The following is a 17,408-nucleotide window of genomic DNA, read 5'->3' as shown; positions in this document are numbered from 1 at the left end:
CTGATGCTACCGAGCACCACTGACGCTGCCGCGTGGTGTGCCTCGTCTCGCCCGCCGCCCGCCTTGCTCGCTTCCGCAGCCGGGGCGGCCCGGGCTGTCGTCAGTGCCTCGTGCGCGGGAAAATGGGTGTGGTGTTGAGACACCGCAACGGAGAGACGGCGGCAGAGTCGATGGCGCGGTCGGCGGCGCAACGTGAGGCGGAGGCGAGCATGGCGAACATGACGGCGCATGATCTGGGGCTCGACCCGGCGTCGGGCGGGGCCGACCAGCTCTACGGCTGGTTTCTCGCCAGTCTGCTGTTCGGGCGCCCAGTGCAGCAGAGCGTGGCGGCCGACACGTGGAAGGTGCTGATCGACCACAGACTCACCAGCCCGGCGCGGTTCGCCGAGTACGACCGCGAGGGGCTGCGGGCGCTGCTCGACGAGGGGCACTACGCGCGCATCGACTACGTGATGACGGATGAACTGCACGACGTGATGCGCACGATCGTGTCAGAGCACGGTTCGGTGAGCGAGCTGGTGAAGAACGCCGAGTCGCGCGCTGCCCTGAAGGCGACCTTGCTCGAGTTGAAGGGCGTGGGGCCGAGGACGGCCGAGATCTTCTTGCGCGAGGTGTCTGACGAGGTGATCGGCAGCGCCCGCTGAGCCGCGCCCCGCGCCCTGCGCCCGGCCGCGTGCCTGTGGTCGGCCGACGTGCGACGCCGCGCCGCTCGGCTGGCGGATGCTCGCCCTGCGCGAACACGGGCATAAAGGCCGAGGCGCCAGTGCTGAGGCACTCATGATGTACGACTCAGGCGATGGAACGAGTCCGGTCGACGACGACGCAGCACTCGATGCGTACTCGCGCACGGTGATGTCGGTGGCGGAGTCTGTGCTGCCGAGCGTGGCCAGCGTGTCGGTGCGAACAGCGCGCGGCGGCGGGCTCGGCAGCGCCAGCGTCATCGACGCGCGGGCGGCCAGCGTCGCCCGCGCGGCTGAGGACTCCGGCGCGGCTGGCCACTTCGGCGCGGCTGGCGGCGCCCGCCTGGCTCCCGACTTCGGCGCGGCTGGCGACTTCGGCGCGGCTGGCGAAGCCGGCGCGGCTGGCGACTCGCGCACAACTGGCGACTCCCGCCCGCCGGGCGATCGCGTGAGAACCACCGGAGGCTACCTGCTGACGAGCGCCCACGTGGTCGAGGGGGCGGTGGCCGTCGAGGCCGCGTTCGCCGACGGGCGCATCGTCGCTGCCGAGGTGGTGGGGCGCGATCCGCTCTCCGACCTGGCGGTGCTGCACGCCAGCGACGAGGTGCCGCGCCCGGTCACGTTCGGCGACGCCCCGCGCCTGCGGGTCGGCCAGCTCGTGGTGGCGCTCGGCAATCCGCGCGGGCTTTCGGGCAGCGTGACGGCGGGCATCGTGTCGGCGCTCGGGCGGTCTCTGCCGACTCAGGCCGGTCGGGTGGTCGACGAGGTGATCCAGACCGACGCGTCGCTCAACCCCGGCAACAGCGGCGGTGTGCTGGCTGACAGCCGAGGGCGGATGATCGGGGTCAACACCGCCGTGGCGGGCATCGGCCTCGGACTGGCCGTGCCGATCAACGCCACGACCCGCCGAATCATCGACGCGCTCATCCGGAGCGGCCGCGTGCGTCGCGCCTGGCTCGGAATCGCCGGGGCCCAGATCACGTTGGAGCCGCGGCTCGCCGAACGCATCGGCTCGCGCACGGGCATCCAGGTCGCCGGTGTTTCGGCGGGCAGCCCGGCCGACGAGGCGGGAATCAAGCGGGGCGACATCGTCGTTGAGATCGGCGGACGCACCGTCAACACCACGACGGCCATCCAGGCGATGATGGTCGAAGACGCCATCGACCGCGCTGTCGAGGTGACCGTATGGCGCAACGGCGCTCTGGTCGACGCGGTCACCGTTCCCCGCGAACTCGACGCCCGCGGCGTGCTGTAGCGCCGCTCGCCGGCCGGGCTCAGTCGGTGACGTCGATGACGACCTGGCGCCAGTCGGAGTCGGACTCGACCTGGCGGGAGGGCTCGATGTTGGCGCCGATCCACTTGCCTTCGCGGCGGCTGATGTGGGCGATGAGGGCCTCCTCGGCGTGCAGCGCCCAGGTGGGTTCGGCGTCTTCGGAGCCGTCGGCGCGGATGGTGTGCTGCACGCCGTCGCGCCAGAAGGTAGCCTCACCCGTCTCGGGCAGTTCGATGTCGTCGAGGGTGGGCTCTGCATCCTGATCAGTCATGACGGCACACTATGCCTGCGGCCGGGCTGGGGCAAGCGTCATGACGACGCGTGCTCCGAGGGGGCGGGATGCCTCGGTGAAGCCGTGCTGGGCGAGAAGGCGAACCGAGCCGACGTAGAGTTCGTTCGCCGACGCCCTTCGCTGGGCGGTGTCGATCGGATAGGCCTCGATGACGCGGGCGCCGTTCGCAGTTGCGTAGCGCACGGCGCGGGCGACGAGCTCCGACGCTAGCCCCCGCCCCCTCGACTCGCGCCGCACGATCAGGCAGGTTACGCCCACACGTCGGGATCGTCGGCCGGCTCGGGGCTGCCTGTCTTGACGACGCGCGAGTTCATCAGGCGTTTCAGCGGCGCTCGCGGCCCGACCCGAACCCAGCCTGCGGCCACGCCGTCGACGAAGGCGATGAGGCCCGGCGAGAGCGGATGCCCGGCGGTGGCCGTGTCGGGGGTGGGTGGATGCCCGGCGGGAGCCGTGTCGGCCGGGAGAGGATGCCCGCCCTCGACCTCCTGGCGCAGCAGGCCGCGAAGCTGCGCTGCACCGCTCGCCGAGAACTCCCGGCTCGGCAGCACGAACCACTGGCACCAGCAGCCGGCACCGTCGCCGCCGCCCGTGAACGCGTGCTCGACCGCCGGCCAGCTGGCCGCGGCGGCGGGCTCGATCCTCACCTGGGGCTGCGCGCCGGGCGGGTGTGCTGCCTCCGTCATACGACCAGTGTGCCGCGATCGGCGAAGCCGGGGCGGCTCTGGTGCGGGCAGGTCGGTCGACCTACACTGTGGGCATGATCGGTACCCTTGACGTCATCGTTCTCGACTGCCCCGACCCGAAGGCGCTCAGTGAGTTCTACGCCGAGCTGCTCGGCATGACGGTGGCCTCACGCGACGATGACTGGGTCGAGCTCGTCGGGGCGGGGGATGCCCGGCCGATCGTCGCGTTCCAGCGCGTCGACGGGTACCGGGCGCCCGAATGGCCGGGTCAGGATGTTCCACAGCAGATGCACCTCGACGTGAAGGTCGACGACCTCGACGCGGGGGAGCAGCAGGTTCTGGCCATCGGGGCGACGGCCACGGGTTCGGGCGATACGACCTTTCGGGTGTACCTCGACCCGGTCGGGCATCCGTTCTGCCTGATAAAGCCCTCTGACTGACGCATGCCTCGCCCCGCTCCGATCCGTTTGGCGCAGATGGTCGCTATGGCGCCCGAAACGGTGCTTCTGCGCAAAGCGGGGTGGCGGCGGGCTCGCGTGGCGGCGGCAGCGGGGTGGCGGCAGTGGTGCCAGATAGTGGGCGGGCCGACGGGGTGGCTCAGCGCGACTGGCGGCGCTTGCCCGTGCGCGGGGCACCCTTGACGGCGGGGGCGCGGCCCTTCCCCTTGGAGGCTTTGGCCTTGCCGCCGGGCGGGGGAACGTCGGCGGCGGCCGCGGCGGCCGACTTCGCCCATTGGATCTTCGTGGAGGCCTGCAAGGCCTCGCCGGCGGGGGTCAGGGTCGTCGTCGCGGCCGAATAGTCGAACAGGGGGTAGCCGAGTTCGGCCTCGAGCTCCTTCACCGAGGCGACCAAGGTGGCACGGGAGACGCCCTGCGAGCGCGCCGCGTGGGCGAAGTGCAGCTGCTCGGCGGCGGCCATGAAGTGCAGGGTGAGATCGTGGGAGGCCATGCGTCAAGTAGACCACTGATCAGTGGCGGGCACGCGGCAGGCCGTGGGTGACCCAGCTCAGGAGCGCAGGTACGAGGCGCCGTTCAGGTCGAGAATGCTGCCCGACGCCCACTGCGCGCCCGGCGATGCGAGGAACAGCACCGCCGCAGCGACCTCCTCGGGCGTGCCGACGCGACCGAAGGGGCTCTGGTCGCGAATGGCGTCACCGTGGGCCCCGCCGAGCTTGTCGGCCTGGCGCTCGGTCGAGACGAACCCCGGGGCGACCGACGCCACGCCGATGGCGTGCGGCGCCAGCGCGATCGCCATCGACTGGCCGAAGGCGTGCAGCGCGGCCTTGCTCGCACCGTAGGCGGGGTAGTCGGGCTCGCCCTTGAACGCTCCGCGCGAGCCGACGTTGACGATCGTGCCCGGCTCGCCCGACGCGATGAGGGCGCGGGCGACGCAGTAGGTGATGTTCGACGCGCCCAGCAGGTTCACGTCGATCGTCTCGCGCCAGGCGGCCTGCCACTCGTCGTACGACGCGTCGGCGACGCGGTGGATGTTCGCCGCCGACGGCGCCACGGCCGCATTGTTCACCAGGGTGCCGACGACCCCGAGCCGGTCGGCCGCCGTCTCGGCGATGGCACGGGCCTGCTGAGGGTCGGCGAGGTCGCCCGAGACGAGCACGTGGCCGTCACCCGGCAGCGCGTCGAGGGTCGCGGCGGCGTCGGGCCGGCTGGATGCGTAGTGCACGGCCACGCGGTAGCCGTCGGCCGCGAAGGCGGTGGCGATCGCGCGGCCGATTCCGCGTGAGGCACCGGTGACGAGAACGTTCTTCATGCGGGCATCCGCCGATCGGGGGGGGCGAGGGCGCGCTAGTCGGTGACCGGGGCGTCGTGCGGGGCGTGCTCGTCGGGCACGACGACGGGAGCCCGCCTGGCGAGCTGGGTCACGCCGTAGACGGCGAGGATGCCCGCCAGCACGAAGGCGACCGCGGCCCACCACGGGGCCGACGACGCCTCGCCCAGCACGACGATGCCGATGGTGACGCCGACGATCGGGTCGATGACCGTGAGGCCGGCCACGACGAGGTCGGGCGGGCCCGTGGAGTAGGCCGTCTGCACGAAGTAGGTTCCGAGCAGGCCGGCGACGATGATGCCGAGCAGGCAGACGATGGTGAGGCCGTCGCCCGGAACGAGCCTGAACCCGTCTTCGATGATGCTGGTGACGCGCTCGATGATGAGCTTGGCGAGGGTGGCGACGAAGCCGAAGAGAATGCCGCCGCCGAAGATGTAGAAGATGCCGCGCGACCGGTGCCGGAACAGAATGAACCCGACCAGCAGAAGAGCGAGCACGACGGCGAGCACGATGAGCACGACGACGAGCTGCTCGTTGCCGATGGGCACGGTGCTCGTGGTGAGCGAGGCGATGGTGACGAAGATCGCGATGCCGAGTACACAGAACGCGATGGCGCGGATGCTCGCGGCCGTCAGCTTCATCTTCGTCGAGCGGGCGTTCAGGATGGCCGTGATGACGAGGGCGATCGCACCCAGCGGTTGCACCACCGTCAGGGGAGCAAGATAGAGGCTGGTCAGCTGGCAGATGATGGCCAGAACGATCAGGCAGGTGCCGAGCAGCCACGACGGACGCTTCACGAGCGCCACGAGCTGCCCGATGTTGAGGCCCGACTTGGCGTTGTTCTCGCTGGCCGCGTCGACCTTGTTCACGCCGCGGTGCTGGTATTCGGCCCCGAAGGCGAGAAAGACGGCGCCGATCAGCGCTATCGGTACGCCGAGCGATTGCGTCGGCGACAGAGCGATGAGATCAACGGCCACACTCCAACGTAACGTGTCACGGGCCGGGGGCCGACCATCTGGGCGCGTGGCGCGGCGGGTTGACGTCGTTGCGTCGTGCGGCTACCGCCAGGCGCGGGCGCCGCGTTTCGCCCAGTACAGCTCCGGGGGCTCGGCGAGGGCGGCCGCGGCGGGCCCAGTGAGGGCGGCCGCGGCGGCTTCATCCTGGGCCGCGGCGCTCGGTGCCAGGCCGGCGACGTTCTCGCGCAGCTGCGCGGGGGTCACGGCGCCCGTCAGCACCACGTCGGCCCAGGGCTGGGCGGCGGCGACGTCGAGGGCGAGGGCCTCGAGGGGGCGGTTCTGGCGAGCGGCGAAGGCGCGGGCATCCGGCTCACCGGCGGTGGCCGCGCCGGCCGGGCTGTCGGCGTCGCCATCATCTGAGGAGCCCGCGGCGCCGCGGGTGGTCAGGCGGCCGTTCGCGAGCGCCTCCTTGATCACCACGAACCAGCCGGCGTCGTGCGCCCGGGCGAGAGCGGGGGCGGCCGATGGCTCGAGCAGGTTCCAGGTGGTCTGCACCGCCCCGAACGGCGAGTCGGGCAGCGCGAGCACCGCGTCGATGACCGCGCCCTGGCTGGGTCCGCTGGTCGAGAAGCCCAGCCGTGTGCCGCCCGACGCCAGCTCGCGCAGACGGTCGAGCAGGGCGGCGTCGCCGAGCGCGGGGCTGTCGGGCGTGAGCGAATGGATGAGGTACACGTCGGGAGCCCCGCCGAGCGCCGTCAGCGTCTCGGGCCACTGCCGGTCGAGCATCCGCACCGAATGCTGCTTGCGCTCCTGCGTCTCGGCATTCAGCTGCCAGTCGCCGAGGTACTCGTAGCCCCATTTCGAGCCTACGGTGAGGTCGGCCCGGCGACCCGGATGCTCGGCGAGCCACGAGCCCAGAAACTGTTCGGCCAGCCCGTACGATCGCGCCGCGTCGACGTACCGAACGCCGAGCGCCCAGGCCTCGTCGAGCAGCGCATGGGCCCGCGCGCGCATCACCTCGACAGACCGCGCCGCCCCGGCACCGAGGTCGGTGTCGCGGCCCTCGGTGATGTAGGCCGGACGACCGATGGCGGCCAGCCCGAGGCCGAGGCGGGCGCGGTGCGTTGCGGGGTTCACCCGACTACTCTCTCACTAACACTCCCGCGCTCTCGCGCTCTCACCCCGGAGGGCGTGGGCGGGTGCGGCACACGCCGGAGGCTCGGATGATCGCGTCGAACAGGTACACCGCGGCGACGGCGGCGCTCGTGGCGCGTGACCCTGTCATCGCGGCGCTCGCCGCCGAGACGGGCCCGATCACGTTCGACGCACCGACCGAGTCGAACTACGCTGCCCTGGTGCGGGCGATCACGTACCAGCAGCTCGCCGGAGCGGCGGCGCACGCCATCCATGGTCGCCTGGTGGCGCTGCTCGACGGCGATGTCGTGCCCGAGCGACTCGCTGCGTTCTCGCCAGACGAGCTGCGGGCGGTGGGGCTGTCGGCTGCGAAGGCAGCGTCGATGCTCGACCTCACGGCGAAGGCGCTCGACGGGTCGGTTCCGCTCGACGACGACGTTCTCGCCCGCCTGACCGACGAAGAGGTCGTTGCGAGGCGGATCACCGTGCGCGGCATCGGGCGGTGGACCTCTGAGGTCTTCCTGATGATCCACCTCGGCCGGCCCGACGTGCTGCCGGGCGGCGACCTCGGCATCAGAAAGGGGTACGGGCTGGCGTGGCGGGTGCCGACGCCGACCGAGAAGCAGTTGCTCGTGCTCGGCGAGGCGTACCGCCCCTACCGCAGTGTGCTGTCGTGGTACTGCTGGCGGGCGGCTGAGCTGTACGGCGGCAGCACGGCGAGCGCCGTCGCCGATTCGGCGTAGCGGGTTCGGCGAAGCGGGATCGGCGGAGCGGGATCGGCGGAGCGGAATCGGCGGAGCGGGATCGGCGGAGCGGAATCGGCGCAGCGGGATCGGCGGAGCGCCGCCTCCTACTCGGCGGTGTCGAGTGGGCGCCGGTCGCGGGGCAGTAGCCCGACCACGATGTCGTACGAGTTGCCGATCAGGTCTTCGACCAGCGTCTCGTCGGCGGAGTCGTCAGCGGTGATCGAGATCCAGTGCTGCTTGTTCATGTGGTAGCCCGGGATGACCCCCGCATACTGCTCGACCAGCGCGCGGGCGTGCGGCGGTGCACACTTCAGGGTGACGCACGCAGGGTTCGACTGCGTGTTGACGAGGGCGAACACCTTGCCGACCACCTTGAACACCTCGGTGCCCTCCCCGAAAGGCTGCCCCTGCGTCGCCGCAGGCAGCCCCGCCGCCACCCGCAGCGCCAGCGCCGCCAGTGCCTGTCTCTCCATCCCCCCAGCATGCCCGACTCGGGCGCCGGCGGCATCAGGGCAGCTGCACCCCGACGGCGACGGCGAAGCAGATGAACGCCACGATCGCGGCAGACGACCGGAAGACGTCGATGGTCTGCCAGCGCTGCACGACCGCCTTCCAGTCTGCTGGGGGGTTGTCGATGTTCCAGTCGTTGACCGTGATGTTGATGGGCACCGTGCCGAGGAACGAGATGAGGACGAACGCCACCAGGGCGATCATCCCGGCCACCCGCCAGCCCAGCCCGGGGGCGCCCCCTGTCACGATCAGCACGGCGATCGACACCAGAACAGCGGGCACCATGAGAACCGGAACGACGACCTTCAGCCGCTTCACGAGGGCGACGCGCGCCGCGACGTGTGAACGGTCGTCGAGCGAGGCGAGCGCGGGCTGCACTCCCCATCGCACGATCAACTCTTCGCCGGCCAGGAGCCCCACGAGCACGAGCCCCACGACCTGAATGATGCTGACGCCCACGCTGCCCCTTCGCCGATCTCTCGCAAGCAGCCTACCCACCCCCAGCGCCGAGAGCGCCGGCCTCGCCGCCCTCGCTACGGGCGGGCGGGCCGATCAGCCCTCGACGCGGGAGAGTCGGCCCGCTGCCCGGAGGAGTCAACGTGCGACCGGAAAAGCCCGCTGCCCAGAGGAGTCAGCGTGCGACCGGGGGGAGTCAGCCCGCTACGCGGGGGAGGGTGGGCTGGCTGGGCTTTGTCGTCGGAGGGGTGGTGGGCGGTGTGGTCGGCGGCGTGACGACGGAGGGGCCGCCGTTGGGGCCGACCGAGGCGCTCGCGAGGTCGACCGAGGCGAGGGAACCGTCGGCGCCCAGACCGACTCGAAGGGCAGTCTCGGTGAAGGTTCCGTTCGCCGTGGTCTGGTGGTTCACGTCGAGCTGGGCGACGGCGTCGACGGCTGCGCCGAGCGGGCCCTCGAGCACTCCGCCCAAGGCCGAGATGACGGGGTCGATGAGGTTGTGCGCAATCGCCAGGGCGGCGAGGGCTGCGGGCTGCGACGGGCCGGGGAGCGCAGCGACCACGGTCGCGGCCTGGGCCAGCAGGGCATTCGTCAGCGCGGTGATCTTCAGTACAACGGCCCGCGGAACGTAGCTCAGCAGGTCAGTGTCGGCCGGCAGGGTGTCGAGGTCGGAGCCGAGACCCGCCGCCTGCAGGTCGGCGAGCGTGAGCGTGATGCGGCCGTCTGCTGCGAACGGGTTAGTGAGGCCGGTGGCGCCGGCCGCGGCGAGCGCGGTGATCAGCGAATCGACGGCCGTGTGCAGCGTGTCGGTCGGGGCGGCGACGAGCGTGCCACCCACGCCGATGCCCAGGTCGGTGAGTCGGTATTGGCCCGTCTGAGCGCCCGACGTGTCTTCGCGGGCCGACGCGGCGAGCACGCCGATGGTGGCGTCGAGGTTCACCAGATCTGGCCCGCCGAGAAGGGCGGCTGTGCCGACCTTCAGCTCTGCGCTGCTGCCGTTAGACGGAGACCCGACCGCGGGGCCGGCGGTCACGGTGTTGACGCCGATCAGGCTGGGCGCCGCCGACACGGTGCCCGAGAACGCAGCAGACGACCCGTCGTCGTTGGCTCGGCCGAATTGGCCAACTCCGCCGAGCCGGATGATGCCCGCGTCGCCGAACACGGGCAGGTTGGTCGTACCGACCTTCAGGTTGACGAGACCGGCCACGGCGGAGGCGTCGACCGGTGTGTCGACGATGACGTCACCCCGGGCATCCGTGTTCACAGCAGTCGCGCCCTTCAGCGTGATCAGGCTGTCGAGCAGGCTGCCGCTCAGCACAGAGGCCGACACGAGCCTTCCGTTCGCCTGCGAGACGACGTCGGTCGGGGCGCCCTGGGCCATGGCCGACGCGGGCACGGCGATGAGTGCGGCGGTGCCGAACGCCACGGTCGTGCACAGCAGTCGTCGGCGGGGCAGCCGCGACGGTGCGGTCGCGCCGGGGGCGCGGGTCTTCGAGATCTTCACGTGATTCCACCATTTCTGCCCCGGAACATGAGGGGTCAGCACGAAGGTTAGCCTATTAATGAGAAAACGTCATGAAAAAAGTGCGACGTTAGGGTTGGAGGGATGGAACCCGAACACCGCGAACACGTCGTCGACCTCGAGGGCGTCACGTTCGTGCGCCAGCACAAGCAGATTCTCGACCGGGTGACGTTCACGGTCGACAGCGGTGAGCACTGGGCGCTGCTCGGGCCGAACGGGGCCGGAAAGAGCACCATCCTCGGCTTCTGCGGGGCGGTCACCCACCCCACGTCGGGCACGGTGCGCCTCTTCGGCGAGCAGCTCGGGCGAACGGAGCTGCTGGCGCTGCGGCGTCGTATCGGGCATGTGAACCCGAGGCATCCGCTGCAGTCGGCGCTGACCATTCGCGAGGTGGTGCTCACCGGAATCACGGGAACGGTCGAGCTGCCCCTGCGCTGGGAGCCGAGCGCCGCCGACATCGAGGCCGCCGACACCCTGATCGAGACGGTGGGACTCGCGGGCAAGCGGTTCGAGCGCTGGCCGACGCTGTCGCAGGGCGAACGCGGCCGATCGCTGGTCGCCCGGGCCCTCATCTCGCAGCCGAAGCTGCTGCTGCTCGACGAGCCGTCGACCGGGCTCGATGTGGCGGCCCGCGAACAGCTGCTCGAGACCATCGACACTCTCGACCAGACGCACCCCGACGTGGCGTCGATTCTCGTCACGCATCACCTCGAGGAGCTTCCGCGCACCACCACCCATGCCCTGCTGATCGCGCACGGGGCCGTGGTGGCGTGCGGCCGGGCGCACGACGTGATCACGAGCGAGGCGGTGTCGGCGGCGTTCGAGCATCCCATCGACGTGGGGCACGACGACGAGCGCTGGTTCGCCCGGGCGCGGCGGCGTGAGACGCGGGCCCGCGGATGATCGGCGGCACGACCGCTGAGACCCCGACGCCCGCCGCCCGCCGCCTGCCGCTACGCCAGCGTGGCGATGTCGATCACGAAGCGGTACCGCACGTCTGACGCCAGCACCCGCTCGTACGCCTCGTTGATCTGGTCGGCCGAGATGAGCTCGGTCTCGGGGGCGATGCCGTGCTCGGCGCAGAAGTCGAGCATCTGCTGCGTCTCGCGGATTCCGCCGATGCTCGACCCGGCGAACGACCGCCGGTTGCCGAACAGCGTGAAGACGCCGACCGGCAGCGCCTCGGGCGGGGCCCCGACGCTGACCAGCGTGCCGTCGAGGCGCAGCAGCTTCAGGTAGGCGTTGATGTCGATCTGCGCGCTCACCGTGTTGACGATGAGGTCGAACGAGTTCTGCAGGTCGGTGAACGTCGACGTGTCGCCGGTGGCGTAGTAGTGGTCGGCGCCGAGCCGCAGGCCGTCGTCTTTCTTGCTGAGGGTCTGCGACAGAACGGTGACCTCGGCGCCCATGGCGTGGGCGATCTTCACGGCCATGTGGCCGAGCCCGCCCATGCCCACGACGGCGACCTTCGTGCCGGGCCCCGCGCCCCAGTGGGCGAGCGGCGAGTAGGTGGTGATGCCGGCGCAGAGCAGCGGCGCCGCCTTCTCGAAGGCGATCGATTCGGGTACCCGCAGAACGAAGTCTTCGACGACCACGATGTGGGTCGAGTAGCCGCCCTGGGTGATGGTGCCGTCGCGGTCGACGGCGGTGTACGTTCCGGTGTTGCCCTTCAGGCAGTAGTTCTCTTCGCCGGCGAGGCAGTTCTCGCACTCGCGGCACGAGTTCACCATGCAGCCGACGCCGACGCGGTCACCGACCTGGTGCAGCGTCACGTCGGAGCCGACCTCGGTGACGACGCCGACGATCTCGTGACCCACGACCTGCGGGTAGGCGATGTCGCCCCACTCGCCGCGAACCGTGTGGATGTCGGAGTGGCAGATGCCCGAGTACGCGATCTCGATGAGCACGTCGGTCGGGCCGAGGTCGCGGCGCTCGATCGTGGTCTTCACCAGCGGATCGGTGGCCGACGTGGCGGCATAGGCGTTGACGGTGAGCATGGTTCTCCTGGGGGTGAGTCAGGCTGCCGCGAGCACCGCGAGCACAGATCGTGCGGCTCGAACGGCCGTGATCATGGCCGTGAGCGTCGAGTTGCAGGCGAGGGCCGTGGGCACAACACCATTGCCGGCCACGAAGAGATTGTCGTACCCCCAGATTCTAGCGCCGGTGTCGCAGACGCTCGTGCCGTCGTCGGTCTCGCCCATGCGCACGGTGCCGGTGTAGTGCAGCGACGAACCGGGCGCCAGCAGCGCGGCGTCGAGCGCGGGGTCGAAGGCGCCGAGCCGGGTGGCTGCGCGTGCCTGGCTGGCCCGGGCATCCTGAATCAGGGCGAGGTCGGCGGGGCTGTACGAGAAGTGCACGGTCATGCGCGGCAGCCCCGCGGGGTCGAGTTCGGTGTCAGAGAACTCGAGGCGGTTGTCGGCGCGCGTCTCGGTGGGCACATACCACGACAGCCCCACCGAGTAGCCGACGGTTGTGCCGGCGTCGTCGATGATGGGCGAGTCCATGATCTGCCCGTGGAATGGCTGCCCCGGCCCGTTGGCCGGCAGCCAGTACGAGCCGCAGAACCATTCGCCGTCGCGCGGCATCGGTATCTCGGCGAGGTCGATGCCGAGCCCCTCATGGTCGACGATGACCCGGCCGCTGAGAAAGGCGTGCTCGTTGAGGTGGTGGCCCAGCGCCGGCGGCCGAATCGCGGATGCCCACAGCAGCTGCGGCGTTCTGAGGGCGTCGGCGCACAGCACGACCGCGCGCGCCTCGATCACGCGGGCGTCGCCCGTGGCGAGGTCGCGCACCTCGGCCCCGACCGCCCGGCCGTCGTCGTGCATCACTCGCAGGCACACCGTCTCGGTGAGCAGCGTGAAGTCGTCGTCGTCGCCGGTGCCCAGAGGCTCGAAGATGCGGTTGGGCCCGGTGCGCCAGAGGTGGCCGGCGGAGACGCGGTTGATCGCCATCGGCATGGGTTGAACGTGCCGGCCGTCGGCGCTGACGGCCGCGAAGGCTTCGTCGAGCCGGCGCAGCACCACCGCGCCGGCCGCGCTGGTGCCGTACGGGTTCGGGTTGACGTGCAGCAGCTCGCGCGCACGGTCGAGGTCGGCCTGCCACTGTCGCGCGGCGGCCGATCCGGTGGCGGCCTGTTCGTCTCCGGCGACGCCGGCCGCGGCGGCCGATCCGACGCCCTGACCCCCGCCTGCGAACACCTCGGAGCCGGAGGGCCAGGGCGTCGCCGCCGTCCAGTGCACACCCATGCCGCCCGCGTTCCAGGCCACGGCGCTGCCCGGCAGCTCGGCGGCGTTCTCGCCGAACGACCCGAGACTGTAGATGCCGGGCGCCGCGCCCACCACCGTGTCGCCGATGTCGGGCGTGCTCTCGGCGCCCACGTAGAGGGCCTGCACGCCCGACGACACGCTCGCGTTGTAGCGCGCCCAGATCTCGGGCTCGGCCGAATCGTGCAGGTGCTGGCCGGGCACGCTGCCGATCACCGGGGCAGCCTCGACCATCACGATGCGCGCGTGCGGGTCGGCGTCGCGGATGGCGCGCGCCACTCCGGCGCCCATGATTCCGCTGCCGACGATGAGCACGTCGTACGGCCGCGCCGTCACGAGGAGGTCGCCGCCGCCGGCGCCACGCCCGCCGCCGGGGCAGGCACCCGCAGCTTCAGGCCGCCGGGCTCGAGGCGTGCGCTGAAGGCGGCCGCGGCGCCGAACGAGTCGCCGTCGAGCTCGATCTGGGCCGGCTGCCGCAGGCGGGCGACCAGTGTCGTGCCCGTCTTGTAGCGCAGCTCGTCGTCGGGGCGGCTCTCGCCGGCGGTCGATGCGCCCGCCTTGCGCCGGGAGATGCGGTTGATCCAGGCGACCCGCGCGTACACCCGGGGCCAGCCGAACACCCCCCTCGGCCGCATCAGCAGCACGTCGAACAGCCCGTCGTCGACGACGGCATCGGGCATCAGCAGGATGTTGCCCGGCAGCGACCCGCAGTTGCCGATGATGAGCGTGTTCACGGTGCGCCGCTTCGACCGGCCGCCGTCGAGGCTGTAGCGCAGGTGCAGCTCGCTGCGGTCGCGCATCGAGACGACCACGGCACCGATGTAGGCCACCCAGCCGGCCTTCTTCTTCAGGTCGTCGTTGGTGTTCTCGATCATCTTCGCGTCGATGCCCATGCCCGCCATCACCACGAAGACGTGCCGGTCGCGGCCGGCGTCTTCGCGTTCGATGTCGATGACGCCGAGATCGATGTCGCGGTCGACCCCGGTGAACGCCGACCGTACCGAGCCGGGCAGGTCGTTCAGCGTCAGCTTCAGGTTGCGCGCCAGCAGGTTGCCCGTGCCGCTGGGCAGCAGCGCGAGCGGGGTGGCGCTGCCGCGCATCCCCTCGGCCACGCAGCGCACCGTGCCGTCGCCGCCGGCCGCGATCACCACGTCGACCTTCGCGTCGAGGGCCCGGCGGGTCATGCCCTGGCCGCCGTCGTCGACCGTCGTCTCGAACCAGAGCGGCGCCCCCCAGCCCGCCGAGGCGGCCTCGCTCTCGACCGCCTCGCGCAGGCGCGGCAGGTCGACCTTGACCGGGTTGTACACCACGGCTGCGACTTTCGGCGGGTCGTCGGTCATGCGCTCATCTTAGAGGCGCCCTCAGGTGCCGACGATGGGCCGCGAGTCGTCATGCCCGGCTGATACTCTCGTGTCATGGGCACACTGACGTATGGGCCGGCCGCGAAGCCGATCACCATCGACGACCGCGACCTGGCCCACCTGCAGGCCGTCATCCTCGCGAAGCTGCGTCGCAGCGAGAGCTTCTCGTTCAGCTGGGAGCGGTCGAACGAGATGGGCAGCGGTCACACGACGCTGTGGATGCACCCGCAGATGCACCTCGAGTTCACCTTTCACGGGTCGAAGCGTGTTCCGCTCAACCGTGAGTGGGTCGAGCGGCTGATGAGCCGGGCGAACAGCGCCGGCGGCCTCGAGCTGGTGCCCGAGTTGGTGCCGCAGGCCTGACGCACGCCCGCGCTCGACATCCGCCGTGCGAATCGACGGCGAGTAGTAAGCCGTCTGACCCGTCGGCCACGTCGGCCGCGCTGCCGGTGGTGAGCTGTGCGCGCTCTGACCCCCCGGCCGCATCGGCGTGCGTGCCGGGTCAGTCCAGGTCGGCGAGCGTCTCGGTGAGGTCGCCGTTCGACGCGGCCAGGGGCACGCTGTGGTTCAGCGCGGCCGTCTTCAGCACGAGGGCGGCGACCAGTTCTGCGTCGTCGAGATCGATCTCTTCGGCGTCGGGGCGGGCATCCAGATGTTCGTCACCGACGGTCGCGGTGCAGTACAGCTGCGTCTGCGGGCCGAGCAGCAGGTTCGAAAACCCCCGCCTGCCGTTGTTCATCACCGGAACCGTGATGCGGTCGGTCACGCCGGCATTGGCCAGAGCGACGGTGTAGTCGAAGACGGCTGAGCACACGTCGAAGCTGACAGTGATGACGCCCGACCCGTAATGCAGCTCTCTCATCATCACAGTGAACCAGACGCTGCCCGAAAGCCATACTCGGCTCTGACCAGTTGGCTCCGCCCCACTCGAAGAGGTATAAGCCGGGGTGTCGGCGACGGCCGCGAGGAGTGTCGGCTCGGTTGTGTCGGGAGGATAATGGAGGCAGTATTCAAGAATGCGCACAACCCGTTCGATCGCGCGAATCGGAATCCTCCTCTTCGACCAGGTCAAGACGCTCGACTTCGTCGGCCCGGGCGAGGTGTTCGTCGAGGCGAACCAGCGCGGCGGTGGCTACGAGCTCGTGCTGCTCTCGGCCGACGGCGCCGATGTCACCACGTCGATGGGGGTGCGCATCGGGGTGCACATGGCCGCGGCCGACGCAGGCGACTTCGACACGGTGATCGTGCCCGGCAGCGAGGTCGCGCCGCGCGTGTACGAAGACGGGGCCATTCTCGATTCGGTGCGTCTGCTCAGCACCCGAACCCGGCGCATGGCGTCGATCTGCAGCGGCGCCTTCGCGCTCGCGGCGGCGGGCTTGCTCGACCACCGGGCCGCTACGACGCACTGGAAGTTCGCGCCCCTGCTCGCGCGGCTGTACCCGACCATCGACGTCGAGCCCGACTCGATCTTCGTTCGAGACGGCGACATCTACACGTCTGCGGGAGTCGCCGCCGGCATCGATCTCGCCCTCGCGCTGGTCGAAGAAGACCACGGGGCCGATGTGGCGCGCAGCGTCGCCCAGCTGCTGCTGGTCTACATGCAGCGATCGGGCGGGCAGTCGCAGTTCTCGGCCTCGCTGCGCTCGGCTGCGCCACGCACACCGGTGGCGCGGGCCGTCGCCGACTACGTCAACGCCGACCCGACGAGGCCCTGCACGCTCAGCGATCTGGCCGCCCATGCGAACGTGAGCAAGCGACACCTCACCCGTATCGTGCGTGACGAGCTCGAGATGAGCCCGCTCGAGTACGTCAACTCGATGAGGCTCGATCTTGCGACGGGGCAGCTCGAGGCGGGGGCGTCGGTGGCGCGGGCGTCGGCGGAGTCGGGCTTCAGCACGCCCGCCGCGCTGCGGCGCGCGTTCACGGCCAAGCTCGGCATCACACCGTCGGAGTACCAGCGCCGGTTCCAGACCACCAGGTGCGCGCCGACGGCCTGACCGGGCATCCGTTCGGCGGGGTGCGGTCGAGGTCGCGGGCGCGGGCGCGGCGGGCGCGCGGGCGACGGATGCTCGGGCGACGGATGCTCAGGCGACGGATGCTCACGCGGCGGAATGCTCAGGCGACGGATGCTCAGGCGACGGATGCTCAGGCGGCGCTGAGCAGCGCCGACATGCGGCTCGACGTGGCCGCAATCGACTGCAGGCGTTCGACGCCGACGCCGAACCGGCTGAGCTGGATGAGCCCCTGCGAGACGAGCACGATGTGCGCCCCCAGCGGCTCGATGGCGTCGGGCGCGAGGGTGATCTCGCCGGCCTCGACGCTCTTCTCGACGCGGCGGGCGAGTACGCGCTCCATCCCGGTGACGGTGGCCGATCCGACGGCGACGACGTCGGGAAACCGGGTGCCGAGCTCGGCCAGGCTGTTCAGCATGAGGCAGCCGCGACGGTCGGGGTACGAGGTGCACTCGGCGACGATCTCGTCGAGGTAGTTGGCCACCGCGGCCTCGAAGGTGCCGACGTGCGCGTCGACCACGTTCGACACGAGCTCGACCCGGCCGTTGCAGTAGCGGTTGAACACCGCGAGGAACAGGCCGAGCTTGTTGCCGTAGGCCGCGTAGATGCTGCCATTGCCGACCCCGGAGCACCGCGAGATGTCGTCGATCGACGTCTGGTCGTACCCCTGCACCCAGAACCTCTCTTGAGCGCAGTCGAGAAGCGATTCTTCGTCGAAGCGCCGTTTTCTACCCATGC

General features: G+C 70.8%; 22 protein-coding genes. 7 read left to right on the top strand and 15 right to left on the bottom strand.

Annotation, left to right across the window (positions count from 1 at the left end; genetic code table 11):
- Nucleotides 1-131: 131 nt before the first annotated feature.
- Together V3W46_RS10365 and V3W46_RS10360 are read left to right on the top strand one after the other, a co-directional pair.
- The gene (locus V3W46_RS10365) at nt 132-644 is read left to right on the top strand and encodes a hypothetical protein (protein WP_331783032.1); all 513 of its coding nucleotides are present in this window, start codon (nt 132-134) and stop codon (nt 642-644) included.
- A 133-nt stretch (nt 645-777) separates the two neighbouring features.
- Nucleotides 778-1,935, top strand: coding sequence for a S1C family serine protease (locus tag V3W46_RS10360; RefSeq protein ID WP_331783031.1), 1,158 nt, complete (start codon nt 778-780; stop codon nt 1,933-1,935).
- Between the two features lie 19 nt (nt 1,936-1,954).
- On the opposite strand, the gene V3W46_RS10355 is transcribed toward V3W46_RS10360, so the two are convergent.
- From V3W46_RS10355 to V3W46_RS10345, 3 genes are read right to left on the bottom strand one after another with little or no spacing between them, the layout of a single operon-like run.
- Nucleotides 1,955-2,224 (bottom strand): hypothetical protein, encoded by a 270-nt coding sequence (locus V3W46_RS10355; protein WP_331783030.1) that lies wholly within the window; start codon nt 2,222-2,224, stop codon nt 1,955-1,957.
- Nucleotides 2,225-2,233: 9 nt separating this feature from the next.
- Nucleotides 2,234-2,503: a GNAT family N-acetyltransferase gene (locus V3W46_RS10350; RefSeq protein WP_331783029.1), complete on the bottom strand. Its 270-nt coding sequence runs from the start codon at nt 2,501-2,503 to the stop codon at nt 2,234-2,236.
- Nucleotides 2,494-2,928 (bottom strand): hypothetical protein, encoded by a 435-nt coding sequence (locus tag V3W46_RS10345; RefSeq protein WP_331783028.1) that lies wholly within the window; start codon nt 2,926-2,928, stop codon nt 2,494-2,496. The genes V3W46_RS10350 and V3W46_RS10345 overlap by 10 nt, the downstream gene beginning before the upstream one ends.
- Nucleotides 2,929-3,002: 74 nt before the next feature.
- Between V3W46_RS10345 and V3W46_RS10340 the strand changes: the two genes are divergently transcribed.
- On the top strand, nt 3,003-3,368 hold the full coding sequence (locus tag V3W46_RS10340; protein WP_331783027.1) for a VOC family protein: 366 nt from the start codon (nt 3,003-3,005) through the stop codon (nt 3,366-3,368).
- A 157-nt stretch (nt 3,369-3,525) separates the two neighbouring features.
- Here V3W46_RS10340 and V3W46_RS10335 read toward each other — a convergent pair whose 3' ends face one another.
- The 4 genes from V3W46_RS10335 to V3W46_RS10320 all read right to left on the bottom strand — a co-directional run bounded on the left by V3W46_RS10335 (nt 3,526) and on the right by V3W46_RS10320 (nt 6,806).
- The gene (locus V3W46_RS10335; RefSeq protein ID WP_331783026.1) at nt 3,526-3,876 is read right to left on the bottom strand and encodes a LysR family transcriptional regulator; all 351 of its coding nucleotides are present in this window, start codon (nt 3,874-3,876) and stop codon (nt 3,526-3,528) included.
- A 57-nt stretch (nt 3,877-3,933) separates the two neighbouring features.
- Nucleotides 3,934-4,695, bottom strand: a complete 762-nt coding sequence (locus V3W46_RS10330) for an SDR family NAD(P)-dependent oxidoreductase (protein ID WP_331783025.1) — start codon at nt 4,693-4,695, stop codon at nt 3,934-3,936.
- A 35-nt stretch (nt 4,696-4,730) separates the two neighbouring features.
- On the bottom strand, nt 4,731-5,690 hold the full coding sequence (locus V3W46_RS10325; protein ID WP_331783024.1) for a DMT family transporter: 960 nt from the start codon (nt 5,688-5,690) through the stop codon (nt 4,731-4,733).
- An 81-nt stretch (nt 5,691-5,771) separates the two neighbouring features.
- Nucleotides 5,772-6,806, bottom strand: coding sequence for an aldo/keto reductase (locus V3W46_RS10320; protein WP_331783023.1), 1,035 nt, complete (start codon nt 6,804-6,806; stop codon nt 5,772-5,774).
- An 86-nt stretch (nt 6,807-6,892) separates the two neighbouring features.
- On the opposite strand from V3W46_RS10320, the gene V3W46_RS10315 reads away from it, so the two are divergent.
- The gene (locus V3W46_RS10315) at nt 6,893-7,546 is read left to right on the top strand and encodes a DNA-3-methyladenine glycosylase family protein (protein WP_331783022.1); all 654 of its coding nucleotides are present in this window, start codon (nt 6,893-6,895) and stop codon (nt 7,544-7,546) included.
- A 107-nt stretch (nt 7,547-7,653) separates the two neighbouring features.
- Here the strand turns inward: V3W46_RS10315 and V3W46_RS10310 are convergent, their stop codons facing one another.
- From V3W46_RS10310 to V3W46_RS10300, 3 genes are all read right to left on the bottom strand, one after another.
- A complete protein-coding gene (locus tag V3W46_RS10310; protein WP_331783021.1) occupies nt 7,654-8,022 on the bottom strand; it encodes an MmcQ/YjbR family DNA-binding protein in 369 nt (122 codons plus the stop codon).
- A 34-nt stretch (nt 8,023-8,056) separates the two neighbouring features.
- On the bottom strand, nt 8,057-8,518 hold the full coding sequence (locus V3W46_RS10305) for a DUF1772 domain-containing protein (RefSeq protein ID WP_331783020.1): 462 nt from the start codon (nt 8,516-8,518) through the stop codon (nt 8,057-8,059).
- Between the two features lie 193 nt (nt 8,519-8,711).
- Nucleotides 8,712-10,016 (bottom strand): choice-of-anchor G family protein, encoded by a 1,305-nt coding sequence (locus tag V3W46_RS10300; protein WP_331783019.1) that lies wholly within the window; start codon nt 10,014-10,016, stop codon nt 8,712-8,714.
- A gap of 102 nt (nt 10,017-10,118) precedes the next feature.
- Between V3W46_RS10300 and V3W46_RS10295 the strand changes: the two genes are divergently transcribed.
- Entirely contained in the window at nt 10,119-10,937 is an 819-nt protein-coding gene (locus V3W46_RS10295; protein WP_331783018.1) for an ABC transporter ATP-binding protein, read from the top strand.
- Nucleotides 10,938-10,987: 50 nt separating this feature from the next.
- Here the strand turns inward: V3W46_RS10295 and V3W46_RS10290 are convergent, their stop codons facing one another.
- Genes V3W46_RS10290 through V3W46_RS10280 form a run of 3 tightly spaced genes read right to left on the bottom strand, consistent with a single transcriptional unit; the run spans nt 10,988 to nt 14,637 of the window.
- Nucleotides 10,988-12,031 carry an NAD(P)-dependent alcohol dehydrogenase gene (locus tag V3W46_RS10290; protein ID WP_331783017.1) on the bottom strand — a complete coding sequence of 348 codons (1,044 nt, stop codon included), beginning with the start codon at nt 12,029-12,031 and terminating at the stop codon, nt 10,988-10,990.
- A gap of 18 nt (nt 12,032-12,049) precedes the next feature.
- On the bottom strand, nt 12,050-13,633 hold the full coding sequence (locus V3W46_RS10285) for a GMC oxidoreductase (protein WP_331783016.1): 1,584 nt from the start codon (nt 13,631-13,633) through the stop codon (nt 12,050-12,052).
- Nucleotides 13,630-14,637, bottom strand: coding sequence for a diacylglycerol/lipid kinase family protein (locus V3W46_RS10280; RefSeq protein ID WP_331783015.1), 1,008 nt, complete (start codon nt 14,635-14,637; stop codon nt 13,630-13,632). Before V3W46_RS10280 ends, V3W46_RS10285 begins: the two co-directional genes overlap by 4 nt.
- 75 nt (nt 14,638-14,712) lie before the next feature.
- On the opposite strand from V3W46_RS10280, the gene V3W46_RS10275 reads away from it, so the two are divergent.
- On the top strand, nt 14,713-15,021 hold the full coding sequence (locus V3W46_RS10275; protein ID WP_331783014.1) for a DUF7882 family protein: 309 nt from the start codon (nt 14,713-14,715) through the stop codon (nt 15,019-15,021).
- A 139-nt stretch (nt 15,022-15,160) separates the two neighbouring features.
- On the opposite strand, the gene V3W46_RS10270 is transcribed toward V3W46_RS10275, so the two are convergent.
- Nucleotides 15,161-15,520, bottom strand: a complete 360-nt coding sequence (locus V3W46_RS10270; RefSeq protein ID WP_331783013.1) for a hypothetical protein — start codon at nt 15,518-15,520, stop codon at nt 15,161-15,163.
- A gap of 154 nt (nt 15,521-15,674) precedes the next feature.
- On the opposite strand from V3W46_RS10270, the gene V3W46_RS10265 reads away from it, so the two are divergent.
- On the top strand, nt 15,675-16,655 hold the full coding sequence (locus V3W46_RS10265; RefSeq protein ID WP_331783012.1) for a GlxA family transcriptional regulator: 981 nt from the start codon (nt 15,675-15,677) through the stop codon (nt 16,653-16,655).
- 148 nt (nt 16,656-16,803) lie between these two features.
- Here the strand turns inward: V3W46_RS10265 and V3W46_RS10260 are convergent, their stop codons facing one another.
- Nucleotides 16,804-17,406, bottom strand: a complete 603-nt coding sequence (locus V3W46_RS10260; protein WP_331783011.1) for a TetR/AcrR family transcriptional regulator — start codon at nt 17,404-17,406, stop codon at nt 16,804-16,806.
- Nucleotides 17,407-17,408 lie beyond the last annotated feature (2 nt).

This window comes from Subtercola sp. YIM 133946 (assembly GCF_036553535.1).
Classification (GTDB): domain Bacteria; phylum Actinomycetota; class Actinomycetes; order Actinomycetales; family Microbacteriaceae; genus Subtercola.
Note: the sequence above shows the minus strand (reverse complement) of the source record. Positions and strands in the feature narration are given on the sequence as shown.

Bases quoted from the DNA above. Each gene is read 5' to 3' on its own strand.
- V3W46_RS10295 (WP_331783018.1), top strand. From the start codon at position 10,119: ATGGAACCCGAACACCGCGAACACGTCGTCGACCTCGAGGGCGTCACG.
- V3W46_RS10355 (WP_331783030.1), bottom strand. From the start codon at position 2,224: ATGACTGATCAGGATGCAGAGCCCACCCTCGACGACATCGAACTGCCC.
- V3W46_RS10360 (WP_331783031.1), top strand. From the start codon at position 778: ATGATGTACGACTCAGGCGATGGAACGAGTCCGGTCGACGACGACGCA.
- V3W46_RS10315 (WP_331783022.1), top strand. From the start codon at position 6,893: ATGATCGCGTCGAACAGGTACACCGCGGCGACGGCGGCGCTCGTGGCG.
- V3W46_RS10290 (WP_331783017.1), bottom strand. From the start codon at position 12,031: ATGCTCACCGTCAACGCCTATGCCGCCACGTCGGCCACCGATCCGCTG.
- V3W46_RS10310 (WP_331783021.1), bottom strand. From the start codon at position 8,022: ATGGAGAGACAGGCACTGGCGGCGCTGGCGCTGCGGGTGGCGGCGGGG.
- V3W46_RS10270 (WP_331783013.1), bottom strand. From the start codon at position 15,520: ATGAGAGAGCTGCATTACGGGTCGGGCGTCATCACTGTCAGCTTCGAC.
- V3W46_RS10345 (WP_331783028.1), bottom strand. From the start codon at position 2,928: ATGACGGAGGCAGCACACCCGCCCGGCGCGCAGCCCCAGGTGAGGATC.
- V3W46_RS10275 (WP_331783014.1), top strand. From the start codon at position 14,713: ATGGGCACACTGACGTATGGGCCGGCCGCGAAGCCGATCACCATCGAC.
- V3W46_RS10335 (WP_331783026.1), bottom strand. From the start codon at position 3,876: ATGGCCTCCCACGATCTCACCCTGCACTTCATGGCCGCCGCCGAGCAG.
- V3W46_RS10330 (WP_331783025.1), bottom strand. From the start codon at position 4,695: ATGAAGAACGTTCTCGTCACCGGTGCCTCACGCGGAATCGGCCGCGCG.
- V3W46_RS10265 (WP_331783012.1), top strand. From the start codon at position 15,675: ATGCGCACAACCCGTTCGATCGCGCGAATCGGAATCCTCCTCTTCGAC.
- V3W46_RS10340 (WP_331783027.1), top strand. From the start codon at position 3,003: ATGATCGGTACCCTTGACGTCATCGTTCTCGACTGCCCCGACCCGAAG.
- V3W46_RS10280 (WP_331783015.1), bottom strand. From the start codon at position 14,637: ATGACCGACGACCCGCCGAAAGTCGCAGCCGTGGTGTACAACCCGGTC.
- V3W46_RS10260 (WP_331783011.1), bottom strand. From the start codon at position 17,406: ATGGGTAGAAAACGGCGCTTCGACGAAGAATCGCTTCTCGACTGCGCT.